General features: G+C 62.0%; 21 protein-coding genes. 11 read left to right on the forward strand and 10 right to left on the reverse strand.

Going from position 1 to position 24,313, the window contains the following annotated elements; genetic code table 11:
* Window positions 1-2 precede the first annotated feature (2 nt).
* Window positions 3-1,391, reverse strand: a complete 1,389-nt coding sequence (locus BLW80_RS17660; RefSeq protein ID WP_093758919.1) for a class II 3-deoxy-7-phosphoheptulonate synthase — start codon at window positions 1,389-1,391, stop codon at window positions 3-5.
* A gap of 159 nt (window positions 1,392-1,550) precedes the next feature.
* Here BLW80_RS17660 and BLW80_RS17665 point away from each other — a divergent pair, with 159 nt between their 5' ends.
* The gene (locus BLW80_RS17665) at window positions 1,551-2,471 is read left to right on the forward strand and encodes an alpha/beta hydrolase family protein (RefSeq protein ID WP_093758920.1); all 921 of its coding nucleotides are present in this window, start codon (window positions 1,551-1,553) and stop codon (window positions 2,469-2,471) included.
* Between the two features lie 156 nt (window positions 2,472-2,627).
* On the opposite strand, the gene gor is transcribed toward BLW80_RS17665, so the two are convergent.
* Genes gor through rpiA form a run of 3 tightly spaced genes read right to left on the reverse strand, consistent with a single transcriptional unit; the run spans window position 2,628 to window position 5,329 of the window.
* A complete protein-coding gene (gene gor, locus BLW80_RS17670; RefSeq protein WP_093758921.1) occupies window positions 2,628-4,013 on the reverse strand; it encodes a glutathione-disulfide reductase in 1,386 nt (461 codons plus the stop codon).
* 54 nt (window positions 4,014-4,067) lie between these two features.
* A complete protein-coding gene (locus BLW80_RS17675; RefSeq protein WP_093758922.1) occupies window positions 4,068-4,607 on the reverse strand; it encodes a DUF2059 domain-containing protein in 540 nt (179 codons plus the stop codon).
* A 23-nt stretch (window positions 4,608-4,630) separates the two neighbouring features.
* A complete protein-coding gene (rpiA, locus tag BLW80_RS17680) occupies window positions 4,631-5,329 on the reverse strand; it encodes a ribose-5-phosphate isomerase RpiA (RefSeq protein WP_093758923.1) in 699 nt (232 codons plus the stop codon).
* A gap of 192 nt (window positions 5,330-5,521) precedes the next feature.
* On the opposite strand from rpiA, the gene BLW80_RS17685 reads away from it, so the two are divergent.
* From BLW80_RS17685 to BLW80_RS17705, 5 genes are all read left to right on the forward strand, one after another.
* Window positions 5,522-6,205 (forward strand): HAD family hydrolase, encoded by a 684-nt coding sequence (locus BLW80_RS17685; protein WP_093758924.1) that lies wholly within the window; start codon window positions 5,522-5,524, stop codon window positions 6,203-6,205.
* Between the two features lie 149 nt (window positions 6,206-6,354).
* Entirely contained in the window at window positions 6,355-6,798 is a 444-nt protein-coding gene (locus tag BLW80_RS17690; protein ID WP_089267143.1) for a hypothetical protein, read from the forward strand.
* 112 nt (window positions 6,799-6,910) lie between these two features.
* Window positions 6,911-7,942: a GTP 3',8-cyclase MoaA gene (gene moaA / locus BLW80_RS17695; protein ID WP_093758925.1), complete on the forward strand. Its 1,032-nt coding sequence runs from the start codon at window positions 6,911-6,913 to the stop codon at window positions 7,940-7,942.
* Window positions 7,943-8,127: 185 nt separating this feature from the next.
* Window positions 8,128-8,664 carry a TRAP transporter small permease subunit gene (locus BLW80_RS17700; protein ID WP_089267141.1) on the forward strand — a complete coding sequence of 179 codons (537 nt, stop codon included), beginning with the start codon at window positions 8,128-8,130 and terminating at the stop codon, window positions 8,662-8,664.
* Window positions 8,665-8,739: 75 nt separating this feature from the next.
* Complete coding sequence (locus tag BLW80_RS17705) at window positions 8,740-10,149, forward strand: TRAP transporter large permease (protein WP_093758926.1); 1,410 nt, start codon at window positions 8,740-8,742, stop codon at window positions 10,147-10,149.
* Between the two features lie 14 nt (window positions 10,150-10,163).
* On the opposite strand, the gene BLW80_RS17710 is transcribed toward BLW80_RS17705, so the two are convergent.
* From BLW80_RS17710 to apbC, 3 genes are all read right to left on the reverse strand, one after another.
* On the reverse strand, window positions 10,164-10,907 hold the full coding sequence (locus BLW80_RS17710; RefSeq protein ID WP_170849692.1) for a 2-keto-4-pentenoate hydratase: 744 nt from the start codon (window positions 10,905-10,907) through the stop codon (window positions 10,164-10,166).
* A gap of 152 nt (window positions 10,908-11,059) precedes the next feature.
* The gene (locus BLW80_RS17715; protein WP_089267138.1) at window positions 11,060-12,148 is read right to left on the reverse strand and encodes a TRAP transporter substrate-binding protein; all 1,089 of its coding nucleotides are present in this window, start codon (window positions 12,146-12,148) and stop codon (window positions 11,060-11,062) included.
* A 203-nt stretch (window positions 12,149-12,351) separates the two neighbouring features.
* Window positions 12,352-13,533: an iron-sulfur cluster carrier protein ApbC gene (gene apbC, locus BLW80_RS17720; protein WP_093758928.1), complete on the reverse strand. Its 1,182-nt coding sequence runs from the start codon at window positions 13,531-13,533 to the stop codon at window positions 12,352-12,354.
* 313 nt (window positions 13,534-13,846) lie between these two features.
* Here apbC and BLW80_RS17725 point away from each other — a divergent pair, with 313 nt between their 5' ends.
* The 4 genes from BLW80_RS17725 to BLW80_RS17740 all read left to right on the forward strand — a co-directional run bounded on the left by BLW80_RS17725 (window position 13,847) and on the right by BLW80_RS17740 (window position 17,289).
* Window positions 13,847-14,716: an NAD(P)-dependent oxidoreductase gene (locus tag BLW80_RS17725; protein WP_093758929.1), complete on the forward strand. Its 870-nt coding sequence runs from the start codon at window positions 13,847-13,849 to the stop codon at window positions 14,714-14,716.
* Window positions 14,717-14,900: 184 nt separating this feature from the next.
* Entirely contained in the window at window positions 14,901-16,502 is a 1,602-nt protein-coding gene (locus BLW80_RS17730; RefSeq protein WP_093758930.1) for a sensor histidine kinase, read from the forward strand.
* Between the two features lie 45 nt (window positions 16,503-16,547).
* Entirely contained in the window at window positions 16,548-16,766 is a 219-nt protein-coding gene (locus BLW80_RS17735) for a DUF1289 domain-containing protein (protein ID WP_068730727.1), read from the forward strand.
* A gap of 10 nt (window positions 16,767-16,776) precedes the next feature.
* Window positions 16,777-17,289, forward strand: coding sequence for a TIGR02281 family clan AA aspartic protease (locus BLW80_RS17740; protein WP_093758931.1), 513 nt, complete (start codon window positions 16,777-16,779; stop codon window positions 17,287-17,289).
* On the opposite strand, the gene dusA is transcribed toward BLW80_RS17740, so the two are convergent.
* From dusA to serA, 3 genes are all read right to left on the reverse strand, one after another.
* Window positions 17,290-18,279 carry a tRNA dihydrouridine(20/20a) synthase DusA gene (dusA, locus tag BLW80_RS17745; protein WP_093758932.1) on the reverse strand — a complete coding sequence of 330 codons (990 nt, stop codon included), beginning with the start codon at window positions 18,277-18,279 and terminating at the stop codon, window positions 17,290-17,292.
* Window positions 18,280-18,464: 185 nt separating this feature from the next.
* The gene (locus BLW80_RS17750) at window positions 18,465-20,819 is read right to left on the reverse strand and encodes a TonB-dependent receptor (RefSeq protein ID WP_093758933.1); all 2,355 of its coding nucleotides are present in this window, start codon (window positions 20,817-20,819) and stop codon (window positions 18,465-18,467) included.
* 622 nt (window positions 20,820-21,441) lie between these two features.
* Window positions 21,442-22,704: a phosphoglycerate dehydrogenase gene (gene serA, locus BLW80_RS17755; RefSeq protein WP_089267132.1), complete on the reverse strand. Its 1,263-nt coding sequence runs from the start codon at window positions 22,702-22,704 to the stop codon at window positions 21,442-21,444.
* Window positions 22,705-23,083: 379 nt separating this feature from the next.
* On the opposite strand from serA, the gene BLW80_RS17760 reads away from it, so the two are divergent.
* Entirely contained in the window at window positions 23,084-24,280 is a 1,197-nt protein-coding gene (locus BLW80_RS17760; RefSeq protein WP_244528286.1) for an NAD(P)/FAD-dependent oxidoreductase, read from the forward strand.
* Window positions 24,281-24,313 lie beyond the last annotated feature (33 nt).

The following is a 24,313-nucleotide window of genomic DNA, read 5'->3' on the forward strand; positions in this document are numbered from 1 at the left end:
GTTTAGAGACCCGATGCCACCGGCAGCGGCTCCGCCCTGTCGACGCGGGACGTCTTCAGCAATTCGGCGATCAGGAACGCCATGTCGATGGATTGCTCGGCATTCAGACGGGGATCGCAGACCGTGTGGTAGCGGTCGTTGAGGTCCTCATCCGAAATGGCGCGCGCGCCACCGGTGCATTCCGTCACGTTCTGGCCGGTCATCTCCAGATGCACGCCGCCCGGATGGGTGCCTTCGGCGGCATGGATCTGGAAGAACGACTTCACCTCGGACAGGATACGATCGAATGGACGGGTCTTGTAGCCGGAATTCGACGTGATGGTGTTGCCGTGCATCGGATCGCACGACCATACCACCGAGCGCCCTTCCTTCTGCACCGCGCGGATGAAGCCCGGCAGATGCTCCCCAACCTTCTCGTGGCCGAAGCGGTTGATCAGCGTCAGGCGGCCGGGCTCATTGTCCGGATTGAGGACGTCGATCAGCTTCAGCAGTTCATCCGGCTTCAGCGACGGGCCGCACTTCAGGCCGATCGGATTCTTGATGCCACGGAAGTATTCGACATGGGCATGATCGAGCTGACGAGTGCGGTCGCCGATCCAGATCATGTGGCCGGAGGTCGCGTACCAGTCGCCCGTCGTGGAATCGACGCGCGTGAAGGCCTGCTCATAGCCGAGCAACAGCGCTTCGTGGCTGGTGTAGAAATCCGTCGACCGCAGTTCCGGGTGGCTTTCCAGATTGAGGCCGCAGGCGCGCATGAAGTTCAGCGCATCCGAGATGCGGTCGGCTAGTTCCTTGTAACGGCGCGATTGCTGCGAATCCTTCAGGAAGCCGAGCATCCACTGGTGCACGCTGCCGAGATTGGCGAAGCCGCCGGTCGCGAAAGCGCGCAGCAGATTCAGCGTCGCCGCCGACTGGCGATAGGCCATCAGCTGGCGCTGTGGGTCGGGCACGCGCGATTCTGGCGTGAAGGCGATGTCATTGATGATATCACCGCGATAGCTCGGCAGTTCGACACCGTCGAGCTTCTCCATCGGCGACGACCGCGGCTTGGCGAACTGACCGGCGATACGGCCGATCTTCACCACGGGCAGCGCGCCGGCATAGGTCAGCACCACCGACATCTGCAGGAAGGCGCGGAAGAAATCGCGGATATTGTTGGCGCCGTGTTCGGCAAAGCTCTCGGCGCAATCGCCGCCCTGCAGCAGGAACGCTTCGCCGGCGGCCACGCGGGCGAGCGACTTCTTCAGATTGCGGGCTTCGCCTGCAAAAACCAGCGGCGGAAACGTGGCAAGCTGCGCCTCGACATCGCCAAGGGCCTTGAGATCCGGGTATTCCGGCATTTGCAGCACGGGCTTGCCGCGCCAGCTATCGGGCGTCCACCGCTCGGACATCACTTCTCTCCTGAAAACCGCGCTTTATGGCTGCGGAGGCCGCGTTATACACAGCGTAGATGGGGATCGCCAGTTCGAAATCCACATTGCGCCCCAAGCCCTTGCAGCCAAAGCCGAATTCGCATTTGCTAGGCCCGGGTAAGGAACATATGGGACACCATGGGAGAAACTGCGGTGTCGGAGGCTGCACTGGACGACGCTTTTGCCGATGACATCACCTTCCAGGCGACCGACGGCTATTCGTTGGGCGCGACGCTGTACCTGCCCCGCGGCGCCCGCACCCACGCGGTTCTGATCAATTCCGCAACCGCCGTTCCCCGCAAAATCTACAGAGGCTTCGCCAGCTACCTCGCGAGCCGCGGCTGTGCCGTGCTGACCTATGACTACCGCGGCACCGGGGATTCGCGGCCCAAGGCCGCCCCCCTGTCCGGCCGGTCGAACGCGCTGGTCGGCTTCAAGGCGTCCATGACCGACTGGGCTGCGCTCGATGTTACCGCCGCGGTGACCTGGATGCGCGAGCGCTACAAGGCAATGCCACTTGCCTTTGTCGGTCACTCCTTCGGCGGTCAGGCGCTCGGCCTGATCCCCAACAATTCCGAGGTGTCACGCGCCCTGCTCATCGCGGCACAAGCCGGCACCTGGCGACTGATGACGCCGCCTGAGGGCTACCGCATCTATGCGCTCATGAAATTCGTCGGCGCGCCGCTGGCGCGCGTCATCGGCTATGCGCCCGGCAGGATCGGGCTCGGCTACGATCTGCCACGCGACGTGTTTCTGGAATGGGCGGGCTGGGTCACCAGCGATCGCTACTTCTTCGACGACAGCAAACTGCGGGCACTGGCGAACTTTCCGCGCTACCGCGGCGAGATGCGGGCCCTGAGCTTTTCAGACGATCCATGGGCGACACGCGCCGCCGTGGAAATGCTCTGCGCCGGCTTCACGTCGATCAAGCCGGAGATCGACAGTATCCGCCCTATCGAGGCCGGCTCGAAAAAGGTCGGCCATTTTGGATTCTTCCGGCCGGAGCACCGTGACACGCTGTGGCGCGGCGCCGCCGAATGGATCCAGATGGAAGATTAGGGGCACATCATTAAAGCCGCAGATCATCGATCCGCCCTCATCCTGAGGAGCGGTCGTCTTCGACCGCGTCTCGAAGGATGGCCACAAACACCGATACGTTGCATCTCATGGTTCGAGACGCGCGCAAGGGCGCGCTCCTCACCATGAGGGCTGGTGTTACTCCGCGGCTTCGCGCACGTAGCGTGCGGTGGGCGTGCGCATCGTCACCAGCTCCTCGGCCGCACTCGGATGCACCGCCACCGTGGCGTCGAAGTCAGCCTTGGTGGCCTTCAGCTTCACGCAGATGCCCAGCACCTGGATGAGTTCGGCCGCCTCCGGTCCGACGATATGGGCGCCGACCACGATATCCGTCGCACCGTCGACCACCAGCTTCATCAGCACGCGGCTTTCGCTGCCTGAAATCGTCGATTTGATCGACCGGAAATTGGTCTTGTAGATATCGACGTGGCTGAAGATGGCGCGCGCCTCTTCTTCGCTCATACCGACAGTGCCGACCTCCGGCTGGGTGAACACCGCGGTCGGGATATTGCTGTGATCGACCTTCACGGTCTTCTTGCCGAACACCGTATCGGCAAAGGCATGGCCTTCGCGGATCGCCACCGGCGTCAGGTTGACCCGATTGGTGACGTCACCGACCGCGTAGATATGCGGCACATTGGTCTGCGAGAACTCGTTGACGATGATGCCGCCATGGGCGGGCTTGAGCGCAACGCCAGCCTTCTCGAGGCCGAGATTGGCGGTATTCGGATTGCGCCCGATCGCGAACAACACCTGATCGGACGCGATGCTTGCGCCGCTGGACAAATGCGTCGTGAATTCGTGCCGGTGCTTATCGACCTTGGTCACCGTGCAGCCGGTCAGGATGGTGATGCCATCCTTTTCCATCTCGCTGCGGACATGGGCGCGCACGTCCTCATCGAAACCGCGCAGGATGTTGTCGCCGCGATAGATCACCGTCACGTCGGAGCCCAATCCTGCAAAGATGCAGGCGAATTCGAGCGCGATATAGCCGCCGCCCTGGATCACGATGCGCTTCGGCAGTTCGGGCAGATGAAACACCTCGTTGGAGGAGATCACATGCTCGATGCCGGGAATCACCGGCCCATGATTGGGCGCGCCGCCGGTCGCAATCAGGATATGCTTGGCGTTCACCGTCTCGCCGGTGCCGAGCCGCAGCGTGTGCGGATCCTCGAACACTGCGCGGGTCTTGACGGTCGTCGCGCCGGTCTTCTCCACATTGGACTGATAGATGCCCTCGAGTCGGGCGATCTCCTTGTCCTTGTTGGCGATGAAGGTCGACCAGTCGAATGTTGCCGTCGGAATGGTCCATCCGAAACCGGCAGCATCGTCGATCTCGCGCTGGACATGCGAGGCATAGACCATCAGCTTCTTCGGCACGCAGCCGCGGATCACGCAGGTGCCGCCGAAGCGATATTCCTCGGCCACCATGACCTTCGCGCCGTAGCCGGCAGCGATACGGGCGGCGCGCACGCCGCCTGAACCGCCACCAATGACAAACAGATCGACGTCCACGTCAGCCATGATCGCTCCGAACTGCGGGCTGAGGCCCGGGATGACGGGCCTCAGCTTACGCCCTTAGATTTCCTTGCCGCGCTTGCGCATTTCAGCGCGGAACAGGCCGTTGACCTGCTCCGAAAACTGCTGCGCCCACTGCTGCATATAGGTCATGCTGGCGGAAATCGACTGGGGCTCCTGCACCAGAAGTTTCTGGCCGAGCGGCGACTTGTAGAAAGTCGCAAGGTCCTTCAACTCCGCCTCTGTGAAGTCGCTGGCATAGATCTTCGCCATCTGCTCGGTGATCTCCTTGTCGCGCCCGGCCATCGTCTGCGCGATGGTGATGGCGACCTCATTGAGATCTTTCTGATAGTTCAGATTGCTCTGCAGCAGCGAATCCTTGACGCGCTGAACCATGTTCGGCACGGCATTGGCATACATCGCGCTGGCGTTCTTCATCGCCAGAATTTCCTTGGCGTAAGCGATCGCAGCTGGCGACGCCGGCTTGATCGGCCGCGCCTGTCCTTCCGGAGACGCCTGCTGCGCGGAGACCGGCAGCGCGATCACTGCAACGCTGAGCGCCAGACCGGCGGACAGCAGCATGTGCGAGAGCTTCTTCATTCCAATTCTCCTTGATTGCGCCGTTACGGACGCTCGAAAACGCGAATTCCTTGCGATCCTGCCAGCATGGCGGTGCTTGCCAGACCGATAAACAGACCGTGCTCGACCACGCCCGGAATGGCGCCGAGCAGCCCGGCCAGGCGGGGCGCATCGGTGATGGTCCCGAGCCGGGCGTCGATGATCCAGTGGCCGCCATCGGTGACGAAAGCATGGCCGTCCTTGCCGCTGCGAATGGCCATTTCGCCGTGCAACCCGCACTTGGCGAACACATCGGCAATCGCGCGGCGCGTGGCCGACAGGCCGAACGGGATCACTTCCACAGGCAGCGGGAAGCGGCCGAGGGTCGGTACCCACTTGGAATCGTCGGCGATGACAATCATGCGGTCGGACGCCGCCGCCACGATCTTCTCGCGGAGCAATGCGCCGCCGCCGCCCTTGATGAGATTCAGCGCCGGATCGACTTCGTCGGCACCGTCGACCGTGAGATCGAGCCGATCGACCTCGTCGAGTGTGGTCAGCGGCACGCCGCAACGCTGCGCATCGGCCCGCGTGGCCTCGGACGTCGGAACGCCAATAACCTTGAGACCGCCCGCCACGCGTTCACCGAGCAGTTCGACGAAGTGCTTCGCTGTCGATCCCGTGCCGAGTCCGAGCTTCATGCCATCACGCACATGTTCGAGCGCCTTGGCGGCAGCCTGTCGTTTCAGCTCGTCCATATTCATCGGCGCGGCGGTCCTTGCGGTTCACAATTGGTCCCGCGGACGGGATGCGCCGCATATCTAGCGACGTTTGGGGGCAAGGAACAGGGCGAAGGGCGTGCTTTCCCTGGGAATGCAGGCCTGCATTCCCAGGGGGATGCTGGGCTACGTCCGCCCCCCTTGCGGGATCAGCCGGGGACCGGTAGCGATCCGCTCATGACCCAAGCTCCCCTCGTCGTTTTCGACCTCGACGGTACCCTCGTCGATACCGCCCCTGATCTCATCAGCGCGCTGAATCATGTGCTTCATCAGGAGGGGTTGGCCCCCGTCCCGTTGGAATCTGCGCGGAAAATGATCGGCCAGGGCGCCCGGCGCCTGATCGAACGCGGGCTCGAGCTTGAAGGGCGGGAAATGACCCCGGACGAGGTCACACGCCTGACCGAGGATTTCATCGCTTATTACGCGGAGCATATCGCTGACGAGTCGCGCCCCTTCGAGGGGCTGATTGGCGCCCTCGACGAGATGGCGGGGCGTGGCTACCGCTTCGCGGTCTGCACCAACAAGCTGGAATGGTTGTCGAAGCTGCTGCTCGACAAGCTGGAGCTGACCAACCGATTTGCGGCGATCTGCGGCGCCGACACCTTCGGCGTCGCGAAGCCCGATCCTGTCATCCTGCAGCAGACGGTAGCGCGTGCCGGTGGCATGATGTCGTCCGTTGTCATGGTCGGCGATGCCGGCCCCGATGTCGGTGTGGCGCGGCGGGCCAATGTCCCGGTGATCGGCGTTACATTCGGCTATACCGATGTCCCGATTATCGAGCTCAAGCCCGACATCGTGATCGACCATTTCCGTGACCTACCGGCGACTGTCGACCGCCTGTTGCCCCACCGCCTCGCCTAGCCTGTTCAGATAATTGAGTTTCTCAGGTTGTTCGGCGATTTCGTTAACCATCAATTAACTATAAGCGGCCTGCGTGTTGCGTCATATGTGCGACGCTCCTATGGTTGCCCGGGGATGGCGGCTAGCCGCAAAACGTGACGGATATACCCATGCGTAGAGTAATAGTTTTGGCAGCGGCAGGCTTGAGCCTGGCCGGTTGCACGTCGTTCTCCATGGACGCATTCAAGTCGGCACCGGAACCGGTTACCGTGCAATTCGACTCGGTTCCGCCCGGCGCAGAGGTGGTCACGTCCATTGGCCCGAGCTGCAAGACGCCGTGCTCGCTGCCTCTGGCAACGGAAACCGGGTTCAGCGCAACCTTTACCCTCGCAAAATTCCAGCCGATGACAGTTCCGGTGACCGTCACCCGCGTTCCCGGGGATTTCACCTCGCCGGCACGGACCACAGTCGATCCGAGCCCGGTCGTCGCCGAACTGCAGCCTGCGACGCCGCCGCGCCGCGCCCGCAAGGCTGCCAAGCGTGCAGCAGCGCCTGCCGCGGCCCCGGCGGCCGCCGCATCTGCGGCGGGCTCGCCGTTCCCCGCCCCTCGCTGATCCACCAAACATATACGTTGGCGTGATTGTGCCAGCTGCAACCCGTGACTAGATTGAACGTGCGGCGTTTTTCGCCGCGCGAGCAATTCATGTTTTGCAGTCAGGCATCTGAATGACCGTCTCCGAGTTGAGCCCCGCCCTGGCCTCCTCTGCCATGACCGACCCGTTCGGCCGGCGGATCAACTATCTGCGTGTCTCGGTGACGGACCGCTGCGATCTGCGCTGCTTCTACTGCATGTCGGAAGACATGACCTTCCTGCCCAAGGCCGACCTGCTGACGCTGGAAGAGCTCGACCGGCTCTGTTCCGCATTCATCGCCAAGGGCGTTACCAAGCTGCGGCTAACCGGCGGCGAGCCACTGGTCCGGCGCAATGTGATGGGTCTGGTGCGTTCGCTGTCGCGCCACCTCAAGACCGGCGCGCTGAAAGAGCTGACGCTGACCACCAACGGCTCGTTGCTCGCCAAGTATGCCGATGAACTGGCCGATTGCGGCGTGAAGCGCATCAACGTCTCCCTGGACACGCTCGACCCCGCGAAATTCCGCGCCATTACGCGCTGGGGCGACCTCAACAAGGTGCTGGCCGGTATCGACGCGGCGCAGGCTGCGGGCCTGGCCGTGAAGATCAATGCCGTCGCCTTGAAGAACATGAATGAGGACGAGATCCCCTCATTGATCGAATGGGCCCACGGCCGCGATATGGCGCTGACGCTGATCGAAGTGATGCCGATGGGCGATATCGGCGAAGGCCGCATCGACCAGTATGTGCCGCTGTCTATGCTGCGCGCACGCCTGGCCAGTCAGTTCACGATGACCGATCTGCCCGACGATACCGGCGGTCCTGCCCGCTATGTTCGCGTCGCCGAGACCGGCGGCAAGATCGGCTTCATCACGCCGATGACCCACAATTTCTGCGAATCCTGCAACCGCGTCCGCATTACCTGCACCGGCACGATCCATACCTGCCTGGGCCACGAGGATGCGTCCGATCTGCGCAAGCCACTGCGCGCTTCCGCCGACAACGACCTCCTGAACGCCACGATCGACCGCGCCATCGGCCTGAAGCCGAAGGGGCACGATTTCATCATCGATCGACGCCACAACCGGCCGAGCGTCAGCCGGCATATGAGCGTGACCGGGGGGTAACCCACCGGCGGTGCTCCGTCCTTCCCCTCGACCAATGGCCTGCGGCAAACCGTCAATTTCCGATTGACGATTGCATGACGCGCTGAAATGGTGCCGCCGAATTCTTTCGCCCAGCGGAAAAAGCTGCGCTTTCTCAGTGAGAAAGACGTGATGAGCGGACGGCGGGGCGACTTTCGGGGGAAACTGTGGACGTACTCAAATTCACACGTGCGATCGATGCACTGAGCGATGTGTTCGGCTTCATCGCCAAGTGGCTCGTGCTGCTCGCCTGCCTCGTCAGCGCCGGCAATGCCACGATCCGTTATCTCTTCAACTATTCGTCGAACGGCTGGCTCGAAATCCAGTGGTACATGTTCGCGGGCATCGTGTTTTTCGGCGCGGCGCAGACACTGCGCCTCAATGAGCATGTGCGCGTCGATCTGCTCTATTCGGCCGTCTCCGATCGCGCGCGGCTGTGGATCGATATCATCGGCCTCTGCATCTTCCTGCTGCCGGCGATGACATACCTCACTTACATGACGTTCCCGTTTTTCCTGAATTCCTGGAATTCGCAGGAGGTCTCCAGCAATGCGGGCGGCCTGATCCTGTGGCCGGTGAAGCTGGTGCTGCCGCTCGGCTTTGGTCTGCTGCTACTGCAGGGTGTGGCCGAACTCGCCAAGCGCATCGCCGCGCTCGCCGGCGTCGTCAAGATCGACACCCATTACGAAGCGCCGCTGCAATAGCGGCGTTCGCTTTTTCAGCCTCTCGCATTTCGACCAATCCGTTCGATAGAACCAGTTCGATAGTCAGGACCACCGATGTTTTCCTACGGCGTGTTCCCCCCGCTGATGTTCGGCACCATGATCTGCTTCATGGTGTTCGGCTTCCCGGTCGCCTTCTCGCTGGCCGCGGTCGGCCTGTTCTTCGGCATTCTCGGCATCTTCACCGGTCACTTCGATCCGTCCTTCCTGCAGGCGCTGCCGTTCCGCTTCTACGGCACGATCTCGAACGACCTGCTGCTGTCGATCCCGTTCTTCACCTTCATGGGCGCAATCCTCGAGCGCTGCGGCCTTGCTGAAGATCTGCTCGAAGGCACCGGCCAGTTGTTCGGCAAGATCCCAGGCGGTCTCGCTTATGCGGTGATCCTCGTCGGCGCCGTGCTCGGCGCCATCACCGGCACCGTTGCTGCTTCGGTCATCGCCATGGGCGTGATCTCGCTGCCGATCATGATGCGCTACGGCTACGACATGAAGCTCGCCACCGGCGTCATCGCTGCATCCGGCACCATCACGCAGCTCATCCCCCCGTCGCTGGTGCTGATCGTACTCGCCGACCAGCTCGGCCGTTCGGTCGGCGACATGTATCTCGGCGCCATCGGCCCTTCCATCATCCAGGTCGTGATCTTCATTCTCTATATCGTCGTATTGTCGATCCTGAAGCCGAGCGCGATGCCGCCGATCCCGGAACATGCGCGCGAGCCCATGAACTGGAAGCTCATCAGCCGTGTGCTGTGGGGCATGATCCCCTCGATCGTGCTGATCTTCCTTGTGCTCGGCACCATCGGCCTCGGCCTCGCGACGCCCACCGAAGCCGGCGCCATGGGTGCTGTCGGCGCCATGGTGCTCGCCGCGCTGCATCGCCGCCTGACCTGGCCGCTGATCGACCAGGCGATGACATCGACCATGCGCCTGACCTCGATGGTGGTGTTCATCCTGATCGGCTCGACCTGCTTCAGCCTCGTCTTCCAGGGCATGGATGGCGCACGCTGGATCGAGCATCTGCTCACCGGCCTGCCCGGCGGCGCGATCGGCTTCCTGATCTTCGTGAACATCTTCGTGTTCTTCCTGGCGTTCTTTCTCGACTTCTTCGAGATCGCCTTCATCATCATCCCTTTGCTGGCGCCGGTCGCGGCCAAGCTCGGCATCGATCTCGTCTGGTTCGGCGTGCTGCTCTGCGTGAACATGCAGACGTCATTCATGCATCCGCCGTTCGGCTTCGCACTGTTCTATCTGCGCGGCATTGCACCGCCCGAAGTGAAGAGCCGCGATATCTATCTCGGCGCACTGCCATGGGTCGGGATGCAGATCATCCTGGTGATCATCGTGATCTACTGGCCCGGTCTCGTGACCTACTGGATCGACAACACGGCTGTGGATACGTCCAACGTGAAGATCGAGATCCCGCAGATCGAAATGCCGGCGATGCCGGACTTCGGGCCCCCGAAGTAACGGGAAAGTCGGGCTCAGCCGTCGAATACCACTTCGGCTTCGCCCAGCCCCTCGAACCGGACGGTGCACCGATCGCCCGGTTTGAAGAACGGCAGTCCGGTCCAGCTGCCTGTGGTCACGACCTGGCCGGCCTTCACGCCGTCGCGCATCATGTTCACCAGCGCGACAGCGCCTGCGATGGGATCATCAGTGGGGTGGCCACCCTTGCGCGCAATCTGCGTCTCGCCATTCACGATAAAGGTCATCTGCAGGTTCGGCAGATCGAGATGCGACCAGTCGGCTCGTTCGGGACCGGTGACCAGCCCGGCATTGATCCCGCAATCGGCGAGCTGTTCCATCTTCGGTCGGCTGAGCGGATCGCGGAAGCGGCTTGAAACCACTTCGATCACCGGAAGCACCGCGACGGCCTTCGCGACCTCGTCGCGCGTGTAGGGCACACTGCGCGCCGGCAGATCGCGGGTAAAGCGGAAGGCGACCTCGCCCTCGACGCCGAGATGCGGGACTTCAGCCACAGACATATGTGCCGGGCTCGAACGGATCATCCGGGCTTCGATCAGACCGCGCGTCGGTTCGCCCTCGGGCGGCGCGCCGGCTTTGAAGGCACCGATGGGCTCCCCGACCAGCGCAGCAACCCGATCCTGAATCTCGTGCGCCTCCGCAACCGAAGACGGCGTGACCGGAAGTCCCTCAATCTGCATGCCGCTGCGGCGCGCTTGGGCGAGAATTTCGGCAGCTACGGCGATTTCGGGTTCGGTCATGACGGCATCTCTCAAGGACAAAAGCTCTGCGGCGTCCATGAGACTTAGCGGATTTCCGTGCCCGGCAATACCGCGCGGCATGCGTGCGTGCCCCAACAAAAAGCCCGACCTTCTCGCGAAGGCCGGGCTTCATGTTTGATCGAGGCTTAAGATCAGCCGCGGGTACGCGAGCGGATCATGAAGCTGTCGAAGGTGTATTCAGCGACCTGCCACCACAGATATTCGTCCGAACGATAGGCCTGCATCGCGTCGATCGACTTCTTGAAGTCGGCGTTCTTCGCGGAGATTTCAGCCCAGAGTTCGTTGGTGGCCTTGAGGCAGGCGTCCAGAACTTCATTGGTGAACGGACGCAGCTGCGTGCCACCGGCGACGAGCTGCTTCAGTGCTGCCGGATTCTGCATGTCGTAACGAGCGGCCATCCAGCTGTTGGCATTGGCGCAGGCATTGGTGAGGATCGCCTGATAGCTCTTCGGCAGCGCGTTGTACTTCTCGAGGTTGGTGAAGGCGTGGACCGTCGGGCCACCTTCCCAGAAACCTGGATAGTAGTAGTACTTTGCGACCTTCTGGAAGCCGAGCTTCTGGTCGTCATAGGGACCGACCCACTCGGCAGCGTCGATGGTGCCTTTTTCGAGCGACGGATAGATGTCGCCACCCGCAAGCTGCTGCGGCACGACGCCAACCTTCTGCAGCACCTGACCGGCAATGCCGCCGATGCGCATCTTGAGACCGGAGAGATCGGCAACGGTCTTGATCTCCTTGCGGAACCAACCGCCCATCTGCGTGCCCGTATTGCCGCAAGGGTGACCGATGACGCCAAATTTCTTGAAGAACTCGTTGCCGAGCTGTTCGCCGCCGCCCTGGTACCACCAGGAATTCTGCTGGCGTGCGTTCAGGCCAAACGGGACCGACGCGTAGATCGCGAAGGTCGGATCCTTGCCGACATAGTAGTAGGACACAGTGTGGCACATTTCGACGGTGCCGTTGGAGGTCGCATCGAGCGCCTGCAGACCGGGGACCAATTCACCGGCCGCGAAGACCTGGATCTGGAATTTGTTGTCGGTCATTTCGGCGACCTGCTTCGCCATCATCTCGGCGCCGCCATAGATGGTGTCGAGCGACTTCGGGAAGCTCGATGCGAGGCGCCATTTGACCTCGGGCGCGGACTGCGCGATCGCCGGCGAGGCAACGGCGGCCACCGCGGCGCCGGCCGTCGAAACCTTCAAAAACTCACGACGCTTCATTCAAGCTCTCCTTTTGCGGGCGTTTTCCCTAGAATTCCTTTGAGCATATTCAGCGGCAAATCGTTGCGCGATTCAACCGAAGACGCTCTGGTGCAGAGGCTGTCTAACACGGTTATTCAGCCGCGGAAAACACGACGAACGTCGTTGCCAGCCCAATTGAACGAAAGTTCTATGCGACATCTCGGCCCCGGCCATCGGCCAGCTTACGCTGCCGCAATAACGCCCTGCAACCGGTCGCGGATCTGCGTGCCGATGGCCCGATAGATCGCGGCGTGCGGGCCGTTGGGCTCGCTCACGACCACCGGCGTGCCGGCATCCGACATGGCGCGGATGGACATATGCAGCGGCACTTCGCCGAGGAACGGCACCTTGAGCCGCTCGGCCTCGTGACGGGCGCCACCATGGCCGAAAATGTCGGATCGGGTGCCGCATTCCGGGCATTGGAAATAGCTCATGTTCTCGATGATGCCGAGCACGGGCACATTGACCTTGGTAAACATCGCAAGGCCGCGCCTCGCATCGATCAGCGCCAGATCCTGCGGCGTCGAAACAATCACAGCACCCTTCAGGGGCACGTTCTGCGCCAGCGTGAGTTGTGCATCGCCGGTGCCGGGGGGCATGTCGACGATAAGGACGTCGAGCGTGCCCCAGGCGACATCGCGCAGCATCTGGGTGATCGCCGACATCACCATCGGCCCGCGCCAGATCATCGCGGTCTCCTCCTCGACGAGGAAGCCGATCGACATGATCGACAGACCGAAGCGCTTGATCGGGATCATCTTCCTGTTGTCGTCCAGGGTCGGCTTTTCATTGATGCCGGTCAGCCGCGGCACCGAAGGACCATAGATATCGGCGTCGAGCAGACCTACCTTCAGGCCGAGATCGCGCAGGCCCAGCGCCAGATTGAGCGCCGTCGTGGACTTGCCGACACCGCCCTTCCCCGACGCCACCGCGATGATCGCGGCAACGCCGGGAATCTCAGCCTGTTTTGACATTGGGGAGTTGGCCGGGTTCGCGTGCGGGCGATGCGCCGAGACCGGCTGCACGCCGCCCGATTGCGGACCATGCGAATGCCCACCGGGACCATGGGAATGTCCTGCGTGGTCGTGGCGCTGCGGCGCAGGCGGTGCGCTGCCCGGCTTGCGCTCGGCGGTCAGCGCGACCATTGCACCTGTGACACCAGGGATCGCTCGCACTGCAGCTTCCGCCTGCGCGCGCACGCTTTCCCAGGCCCGCGCTTCAGCGGCGTCCACATTGATCGAAAACAGCACCTTGCCGTCGGTCACGACGATCTCGGACAAAACATCCGCATGGATCAGCGGCACGCCACGCGGCGATGTCACCTTGGCCAGACCATCCAGAACCTGCTGCTGCGAAACGCTCAATGCGTGTCTCCCGATCGACGGACAAACTAGACCGCACAGATAGAGAACTTCCGCCCTAAGTCCATGCCGTTTCTAGGCTATGTTGAGAATTCCGAGATTGCTCTGGCACAAGACCGGCACCAGATTTTCTTTTGCAGCGCACCATAAGCGGCTGCAGCCATGAGCGGTAACGGGGGCTTTGCCGCGTCCTGTGCAGCGACTATGCTGGCGCTCCTCATCACCAGCGATCTCGCCGCCACGAACCAGGGCGGCGCCTCACTTCCCAACAGTCGACGTTCGGCAGCAAAGCCGACAGCATCCAAAGGGTACGGACATGGCCAAAGTTGCATTCATCGGTCTCGGCGTCATGGGTTTCCCCATGGCCGGTCACCTTGCCACCAAGGGCGGCCACGAGGTCACCGTCTACAACCGCAACGCAGCCAAGGCCAAAGCATGGGTGGAGAAGTTCGGCGGCAAGTCCGCAGCAACCCCGAAAGCGGCTGCCGAAGGCCAGGACTTCGTGATGTGCTGCGTCGGCAATGACGACGACCTGCGCTCGGTCACCACGAGCGCCGATGGCGCATTCTCCGGCATGACCAAGGGCGCGATCTTCGTCGATCACACCACCGCCTCCGCCGAAGTGGCCCGCGAGCTCGATGCCGCGGCGACCAAAGCCGGCTTCCAGTTCATCGACGCGCCAGTGTCGGGCGGCCAGGCTGGCGCAGAGAACGGCGCCCTGACCGTAATGTGCGGCGGCACCCAAGCGGCCTATACCAAGGTCGAACCGGTGATCACCGCCTACGCCAAGATGCAGAAGCTGCTCGGTCCCGCAGGCTCCGGCCAGCTCACCAAGATGGTCAACCAGATCTGCATCGCCGGCCTCGTCGAGGCACTGTCCGAAGGCATTCACTTCGCCAAGAAGGCCGGTCTCGACGTCAATGCGGTGGTCGAGGTGATCTCCAAGGGCGCCGCGCAGTCGTGGCAGATGGAGAACCGCCACAAGACCATGAATGACGGAAAATTCGACTTCGGCTTCGCCGTCGAATGGATGCGCAAGGACCTCTCGATCTGTCTCGCCGAGGCCCGCCGCAACGGCGCCAGCCTGCCGGTCACGGCCACTGTCGATCAGTTCTACGGCGAGGTCGAAGCGCTCGGTGGCAAGCGGTGGGACACTTCAAGCCTCTTGGCAAGATTACCCCGGTAACCATCTAGGTTTGCTGAACAAATCACGGCGGAGCGGCGTCCCGCAGGTGCCCTCCGTCGATACCATTTTTATTGAATATTAACCGGATTACTTCGTTCTTTAAGGCACCTCTTAATGATTGTGCGGCACAGATAGGGTCTGTGAAAAACCGCGCGCGTTTGCGTGCAGGATTTGTGTACGAGTGATGAGTGAGCCCGCCGCCAGGCCCGAGGTCGTCCAGCTTCCGGCTGAAACGCCCGTCGCTGTTCCGCCGCGCAATCGCCGGGCGGCACAACAGCGGGTGCGCGAAGCGCGCGACCGGCTGACCTCGACTTCAGGAACACGCCCAGCTTTCGATCGCGAACTGCTCCGCCAATACGCCCAGACCCGCCTCTCCGCCTCGCTCGTCATCACGCTGCTGGTGGTCGGCACAGGCATCCTGTTCGGGTTCTGGATGCAGCCGCTGCCGGCCGCGGCGTGGTCATGCGGCATGCTGTGCATTCACGCGGTGATCCTGCGCGCCTGCAATCGCTATCTGGCGGAAACACCGACACCCAGCAGCACGCATAAATGGCGGCTGCGCTTTATCTTTCTGGACCTGCTCTACGGCCTGTCGTGGACGGTGATCCTGGTGCATCCGACCGGCGTCGACGTCGTCTCCAATTCGCTGATGATGTTCCTGATGCTGCTGGTGGTCGCGGTCTCCAGCATGCTCGCCGCGAGCCTGCCGATTGCCGCCTTTGCCGCCACCGCGCCGGTGACCCTCGGCGTGGCGCTGAGCTTTATCCTGCGCGGCACCTTCGACAACTACGTGCTGGCCGTTCTGGCTGTCGCAGCCGAAGGCTATTTCGCGCTTCTGGCGCAGCGGCTGCATTCGACCACGCTCGCGACGCTGGAAGCCCGCGCCGAGAAGGACGCCCTGATCGGCGAACTCGAACAGGCCAAGGCCATCTCCGACGAAGCGCGCCACCGCGCCGAAGCCGCCAATGTCGCCAAGTCGCGCTTCCTCGCGCAGATGAGCCATGAATTGCGCACGCCGCTGAACGCCATTCTCGGCTTCTCCGAAGTGATGAAGAGCGAGATCTTCGGTGGTCACGCCGTGCCGGTCTACAAGGACTATTCCGCGGACATCCATAACTCCGGCGTGCATCTGTTGAATCTCATCAACGAGATCCTCGACCTGTCGCGCATCGAAGCCGGCCGCTACGAACTCAACGAAGAAGCCGTCTCGCTCGTGCATGTCGTCGCGGACTGCCATCACCTGTTGAAGCTGCGCGCATCGAGCCGCGGCATCACCATCCACGAAGTGTTCGAACACGGCATGCCGCGGGTCTGGGGCGACGAGCGCGCTTGTCGGCAGATCGTGCTGAACCTGCTGTCGAATTCGATCAAGTTCACGCCACAGGGCGGCGAGATCTGGCTCAAGGTCGGCTGGACCGCCTCCGGCGGCCAGTATCTGAGCTGCAGGGACACCGGCTCGGGCATCGCCGAAGACGAGATCCCGATCGTGCTGGCCTCCTTCGGCCAGGGATCGAACTCGATCAAATCGGCCGAACAGGGTGCCGGTCTCGGTCTGCCGATCGCCAAGAGCCTGATCGACATGCATGGCGGCACATTTACGCTGAAATCGAAACTGCGAATCGGCACCGAGGTGATCATCACTTTCCCGCCGGAGCGCGTGATGTCTGCGCTTGCGCCGATGGCGCCCGATGGGCCACCGCTGCAGCCCGATTACGAGATGAACGTCGCCGATGAAAAGCGGCGGGCCCGCAACAAACCCATCATGAATGCAGGAACCGGGCTGTGATTTCGACGCTTGCGCAAGCGAGCCGATCCGCTTCAATATTACTGGATGAGCAAAGAAACGCCGTGCATCGCAGTCTGTTTCATCGACCCCAAGACCAAGCTCTGCCTCGGCTGCGGACGCACGCTGCCGGAGATCGCGCGCTGGGGAAAAATGGACAGCGCGGAGCGTCTGGATACGATGGCACTGCTGCCGGCCCGCATGGCCGAGGCGGGGCTGGAGCCTTCGTCGACATACGCAGCGAAGAGGACATCCGCAGCCACCTGAGAGGCTCGCCATGAGCCGGGTCTTTCTTCTCGTCATCGTCATCGTCGCGACGGCAGGCGCCGCCCTCGCCTATGGCGATCCCAAGCAGATCTCCAAGGCCGGCAATCTCGTCACAGAAATTTTGCGCAAGCAGAGCCCGCCGCCACTGCGGCTGGTCGACGTCCCGCGCGGCAACACTGGTGAGTTCGGGCTTCAGGCCAAGATCAACGGCGTCAAGACGGCGATGGTGATCGATACCGGCGCAACCTCGGTGGTGCTGACTTATGAAACCGCAAAGGCCGCGGGTCTGCCGCTCGAAATGCTCGACTACAATGTCGACGTCGAGACTGCGGGTGGTCGCACCAAGGCAGCACGATTGACGCTGGATCGTCTGGCGGTCGGCAAGCTGGTCGAGCGATCCGTCCCGGCACTGGTGGTGCCGCGCGGACAGATGAAAACCAACCTGCTTGGCATGAGTTTTCTCGATCGACTGGAAAGCTGGGAAGTGCGCGCCGACAGACTGATGCTGCGCGGCTATCCGTAACTAAGCCGCGACCGACTCCGCAGGCTCGTCCTCGACCTGCGCAATGGCTTCTCGGAGCACATTGATGCTCGCACCATGCTTGACGCCATTCTCCGCCAGATAACGCCGGAACGCGCGCGCACCACGCACCGCGTGGAACGCGCCGACAAAATGCCGGGTGATCGAATGCAGTCGCGTGCCCTGCGCGAGCTGATCCTCGATATAGGGCATCATCGCTTCGAACGCGTCCTTCATGGTCGCATGCGGCGCCGGCTCGCCGAACAATTCGGGATCCACCGACAGCAAGCGCCAAGGCTCCTGATAGGCCGCGCGGCCGAGCATCGCGCCATCCACATGCGCGAGATGTTCGGCGGCTTCAGTGATGCCGACGATGCCGCCATTGATGATGATCGGCACGCCGGGCATTGCCGCCTTGAGCCGATAGACGCGGTCGTAGTTCAGCGGCGGAATGTTGCGGTTCTCTTTCGGCGACAGGCCGTTGAGCCACGCCTTGCGCGCATGCACGATCAGGCCGTCGGCGCCGGCGGCGACCACCGCGCGTGCCAGCATATCGAGTGCGACTTCGGGATCCTGATCGTCGATGCCGATACGGCACTTGACGGTGACCGGCACGTCTACCGCCTGCTTCATCGCGGCCACACCGCGCGCTACCAGATCCGGCTCGGCCATCAGGCAAGCACCGAAGCGGCCGTCCTTCACCCGATCCGAGGGGCAGCCGACATTGATGTTGATCTCGTCATAGCCGAAATCCGCGCCGATCTTCGCCGCTTCCGCAAGATGTGCCGGCTCAGAACCGCCAAGCTGCAGCGCCACCGGATGTTCACTGGCGTCAAAGCCAAGCAGCCGCGCGCGGTCGCCATGGATCACGGCGCCCGTCGTCAGCATCTCCGTATAGAGCCGCGCCCGTCGCGACAGCAGACGATGGAAGACGCGGCAATGCCGGTCAGTCCAGTCCATCATCGGGGCAATGGAAAAACGGCAGTCTAACATATTGTTTTCATTGAACTTTGTAATTTTAGTCCGTGTATCTGATTTTTGGGCTGACATATGGTCAGAGCCACAGAGCTAAAGCATTTTCCTTTCTTTTCAACTGCTTGATCAGATCTCAGTCCTGTTCGCGGAGATTTCCCCTCGCCGGCACAGTATTGCGGTACCGGATGACCCAAGAGCAGCGATTACATGTCCACGGTCATCGACAGGAGATACGTACGCGGTGCTCCCAGGAAGAACGTTCCGAATGAGGCCACGCTGGACCAGTAATTCGCACCGGTCACATTCTGAACGTTCGCGCGGAAAACCGTCTTCCTGCCGTTGATTGCCGTCGTGTAACGGGTACCGAGATCGAGTCGCGTCCAGTCCGGAATCGGTTGCTTGTTCGCTGTATCGACGAACTGCTTGCCCGTGTAGATGACCGCCCCATTCAAAGTGAGCCCCCTCACCCACGGGAGATCCCACTCGGCGCCAATATTGGCCTGTACGTTCGGAACGCCGATTGGCGTGTTACCCACGTTAGCCGCGACAGCGGTCTTCGTCAGGGTGCCATCCAGCAGCGACAAGCCTCCGAGGACACGGATATCGGGCATGAGTTCGCCATAGACGTTGAATTCGAGCCCACGGACTTGCTGTTCGGCGGTCGCCGCGAAGCGTCCGCCGGACAGCTCGCCGCTCGCCTTCGATATCTCGAAGGCGCTGAAGGTGGTGGCGAACCGACCGAAGTCCAGCTTGATGCCGGCCTCGTACTGCTTGGCGATGTAGGGCGAGAGTACTTCGCCGAAATTGGAAGCGGTCTGGGGCGCGACGTCGCCTCGGCTTAGACCTTCGATATAGTTCGCGTACAGAGAGACGTTGTCCCGGGGCCGGATGACGAGACCAACCACTGGGGTAGTCGCGCTCCTGTCGTAGGACGACGTGAGCGTTCCGACATTGGAGAGATAGTTGTTCGCCTCGATGCCCTGGCGCCGGACACCCAAAGTCAACAAGACACGCTCATCGAGCACGGACAAGGTGTCAGCAATCGAGAGCCCCGTGAGTTCACTGTCCGAGAGCCGAGGGCGCTCGCTGATCTCGTTCGCGAACTGGGTCGGCGCCACCGTCGGATTATAGATGTTCGACGTGACCAGACTGCCATTGGTGAGTCGCCGGTACAGCGCGTCATGATAGACCGAAGCCTGGAAGGCGACCGCGTGGTGGACGACGCCGGTATCGAAGCGGGCGCGGACGCCACCATCATATGTGGTTCGATCGATGCTAAGCCCGAAAAATTGAGGCGTTGCGGTCGTGTCACCGCTCGTATTGATGATCGTCGGAAGACCGAAGAATCGCTCGACGTTAGTCCGAGATCCGCCCACGTCGGCGAACAGCGTAACCTGATCGCTTACATCGTATTCGGTCCGCAGCAAGGCAGATTGATCGTTGATGTGCGACCATTCCCATGGTTGCGTCATGTTCAACCGACCATCCGGCGCCTTTGATACTTGCAGGCCGGGAGCCATGAGAAAGGGACGTGACGGAGCGTCGAACCGATCGGTCTGGGCGATGAGGTAGAGCCAGGACCTGAACCGTTCGCCCTGATAGTCAAGGGCCAGCGATCCGACACCTGTCGTTTCGGACTGGCGGTCAATGGGCGTATCGCCGTCGCGCAGGCTGCCGTTGACGCGCACGCCCCATTCCTTGCTGTCACCGTAACGCCTCGCAATATCCCAGTGGCCACCGAACTGTGCGGCAGAACCGTAACTTGCGGTGAAGCGGGTCAAGTCCTCTCCCGCGCGCTTGGGCACGACATTGATGACGCCGCCGACGCCGCCATTGGGCGCAATGCCCGAGAGCGCGGCTGAGGGGCCCTTGAGCACTTCGATGCGCTCGACGTAATCCGTGAAGATGCGGTATGTCGGCGCGATCCCATAAAGGCCCTCGAAGGCGAACTCACCGCTGTTGCCTTCGTTGACCGGGAAGCCGCGAATGTTGAAGGAATCGAGCACACCGCCCGTTGGGTGGGAACTGCGCACGGAAGGATCCAAGATCAAGGCATCCGCAGCCGTCGCCGCCTGCTGATCCCGGATGAACTTGTCCGTGTAACTCGTCATATTGAACGGCGACTTCATCGTATCGGTGTTTCCGAGCAGTCCCAGCCGTCCGCCTTGAGCGACCTGGCCGCCTGCAAAGGCGGGCACGACACCCGGCTGCGACGGCCGCGATTGCGCCGCGACGATTTGCGTTTGCGGGGCGTCAGACACCGTGGCGCGCCGCGAAGTTGATCGGACCCCGGCGACATTTCGTTTGATTGGTGCGCGGCGGACCAACCGCTGCGTCGGAGCATCGACGGTCACAGGAGGAAGAGCGGTGGCGCCTTGCGGTGTTTGGGATTGAGCAGGCGATTCAAACCACGCCACAAACGCCACGCCACCTAGTAGTGTCACGCCAAAGCGAGCCACCGTCCGAACCCCACCTGCAAGTCGCATTCCCAGAAAGTCCTTCATCAACAGCACGTCGGCCGACGCGAAATGGTTCCGCACGTGGCCTGCAACGACCATAGCTCCGAGATCCGCTCTTCGCGTCCGAGCAGGGCCGACACTCAACGTGAATCATTTTCTCCGCAGAATCGCATTCCGCGTTAGCCGCCTGTGCCTCATCGGCAACGTCCGATTGCTCGTGATCTGCAGCGCTTCACTAGAGAGACGCCATCGTCACCGCAACGCTAATGCACGCGCTGCGATTTAGAATGCCTCGATCATCGACGAATCGAGTCAGTTGAAATCGTGTCTGGAAAGATTCTAAAGGTGCTTTGAAAGACTCAAAATCAGTGCCGTTGAAATTTGGCAGGAAGATAGACGCAGCGCTCTCGTCAGCGAGCCATGCTTTTCCTGAACGCGGCAACGTAATAGGCTGCGCTTTTCTGGAACGCTCCAGACATCGTCACGGCCGACTGTTGCGCGCAACCATTTCGTTCCTGTCACTGTCATTACGACGACAATCTGCAGCAGCTCAAGATGCGCAAATCAAAGGGAACGTGAAGAGCTCTGGCGATGGTTCGATGGGCCGCCGTCGTCTACTAATATGGTCGCCCTGTTTTCATAGCGGCGAGCAGCCTGACTGGCGCCGCGGCCCGTGCAGAGAAATCGACTTTCGATGTCGTTCGTGCAGCAGAACTACAGCTCAGTCCTTGTATTCATACAACAAGCGCGCGCGGATCGTACCTTCGAGCGCCCGAATATCTGCCAGCACCCGCTCGCTATCCGCCGCCGATGCATCGGCATCGAGGACGACATAGCCGATGTCGTTGTTGGTCTCGTAATATTGCGCGGCGATGTTGACCGCATGGCGCGCCAGCACTTCGTTCAGCCGTCCCAGCATGCCCGGAACGTTGCGCTGAACCTGAATGAACCGGGTGCCTGACGGACGCGCCGGCAGTTGCACCTGCGGGAAGTTCACCGTGCCCATAGTCGACCCGCTGTCGCTGTAGTCGATCAGTTTGCGTGCGACTTCGGCGCCGATGCGCTCCTGAGCCTCTTCGGTGGAGCCGCCGACATGCGGCGTCAGGATGACGTTCTCCAGACCCTGCAGCGGGGTCACGAAGCGCTCCTGATTGGAGCTGGGCTCGACAGGGAACACGTCGACGGCCGCACCGCGCAGTTTGCCCTGGCGCAGTGCATCGGCGAGCGCATCGAGATCGACCACCGTGCCGCGGCTGTTGTTGATGAAATAGGCGCCGTCCTTCATGGCGGCGAACTCGTCGCGACCGATCATCCCCTGCGTGGCCGGTGTCTCCGGCACATGCATGCTGACCACATCGCTCTGCGCCAGCAGTTCCTGCAGGCTTCCAACAGGTTCGGTGTTGCCGTGACGCAATCGATCGGTGTGATCGTAGAAAATCACGCGCATGCCCAGCGCTTCCGCCAGGTTCGAAAGCTGCGAGCCGATGCTGCCGTAACCGACGATGCCAAGCGTCTTGCCGCGCACCTCATAGCTGTTATTGGCGGATTTCTCCCAACCGCCTTCATGCGCCAGATTGGAGCGCGAGATGATCCGGCGGAACAGCATGACGATCTCGCCGATCACGAGCTCGGCAACCGAGCGCGTATTCGAGAACGGCGCGTTGAACACGGGAATGCCGCTGCGGCGCGCCGCGTCGATATCCACCTGATTGGTGCCGACGCTGAAGCAGCCGATCGCGATCAGCCGGTCCGCGGCATCGAGCACGTCCTGGGTGATCTGCGTGCGCGACCGAATACCGAGAATGTGTACGCCCTTGAGTGCTTCCTTCAGCTCATTGCCACCGAGCGCCTTGGAGAGCCGCGTCACGCTCGAATAGCCCGCCGCCTCGATCAGCTCGACCGCGCTGTCGTTCACGCCTTCGAGCAGAAGGATTTTGATCTTGTCTTTCGGGAGGGAAAGCTGCGGCAAAGGCAGGCTGTTCATGGTCACGGTCGCGGCGTCCTTTGAGCAATGAATGAGATAGAAACCACGCTGGAGCGGTAAAGCCCCGGTTGGTCCGGCTCACATCGTCTGGTTTGGTTTGGCGCCTGTTTAACGTCACCGCGGCGATCTTGCTACGGGTATCTAACCCATTGAAATCACTTATCTCTGATCCAAGGTCATAGAGAAGGCGGCTCGGGACCGCGCTGTGGCCTGCGAGAATCTGGAGCAGTCTGCGCGCCCGCGCGCTCCCTCGGGGAACGGAACAGGACCCGGGAAATTGTCACGTGACTTCAGTACGAGGCGCGGACAGCGCCTTCCTTCCCCAGCCTCATGGTGCCCCATTTCCGATCTCGATCCCGATACCACCGAGCATGCTGATTTGCGCGGCGGACGTTCGCCGTGGTTTGCCGGCCTGCAGCATGCGCCCCGTCAGCCCCTCACCGAAGACATCACCTGCGATGCCCTGATCGTCGGCGGCGGCATCACCGGCGCCTTGATGGCCGAGCAACTGACGCGGCAGGGACTGGATGTGGTCATCGTCGATCGCGAATTGCCTGGGCGCGGCAGTACAGTAGCGAGCACGTCGATGCTGCTGTGGGAGATCGATCGTTCGCTGCAGGAGCTGACACACCTCTATGGCTATGAGCGCGCCGCGCGTGCCTATCGCGCCAGCTATGACGCCGTCCATGGATTGAAGGCGCTGGTCCGGACGCTCAACCTGCGATGCGACATGCGCGCGAAGGACTCGCTCTATCTTGCCGCAGGCGAGAGTGCCAAAGGGCTGATCGACGAGCACGCGCTTCGCGCGCGCGCCGGCCTGCCCGGCACACTCCTCGATCACAAGACCCTCCTGTCCGAATACGACATTGCCCGGGCGGGTGCCATCATCTCGCCGGACTCGGCAGATTCCGATCCGTTGCAACTGGCACTGGGGCTGCTGAATGTCGCGACGGCGCGCGGCGCGCGATTATTCGAGGCGGAGACGGCCGCGTTCGACTCCGCAGGCCACGCCGTCGGCGTTCAATTGACTGACGGCCACACCATCGAGGCCCGCCACGTCGTGCTGGCCACCGGCTACGTGATGCCCGATATCGTGCACACAACGGTACAGAAACCCTCTTCGAGCTGGGCGATCGCGACGAAGCCGCAGCCGGACAGACTCTGGCGCGACGGCGTACTGATCTGGGAAGACAGCAAGGATTATCTCTACGCCCGAACCACCGCATCCGGCCGCATCATCATCGGCGGCGAAGACAGCGACGAGATCATCGATCCCGATGCACGCGATGCCCTGATCCCTGCCAAGGCACGTGCGCTGAAGGAGAAGCTCGCATCGCTCTGGCCACGCGCCGAACTTGCCATCGACTATCGCTGGGCCGGCACTTTCGACACCACGCGCGATGGGCTGCCGCTGATCGGACCCGTGCCCGGCCATCCGCATCTCTATGCCGCCTATGGTTATGGCGGGAACGGCATCACCTTCAGTTATCTCGCAGCGCAACTGATCGGCGGGATGATCGCGGGCAAACGCTCGCCATTGCTGGATGACTTCGCGCTGCAGCGCGATATCGCCTGAAACTTAGCGCGCTCGACTCGGCAAATTCAGCTA

The organism is Tardiphaga sp. OK245, assembly GCF_900108575.1.
GTDB lineage: Bacteria > Pseudomonadota > Alphaproteobacteria > Rhizobiales > Xanthobacteraceae > Tardiphaga > Tardiphaga robiniae.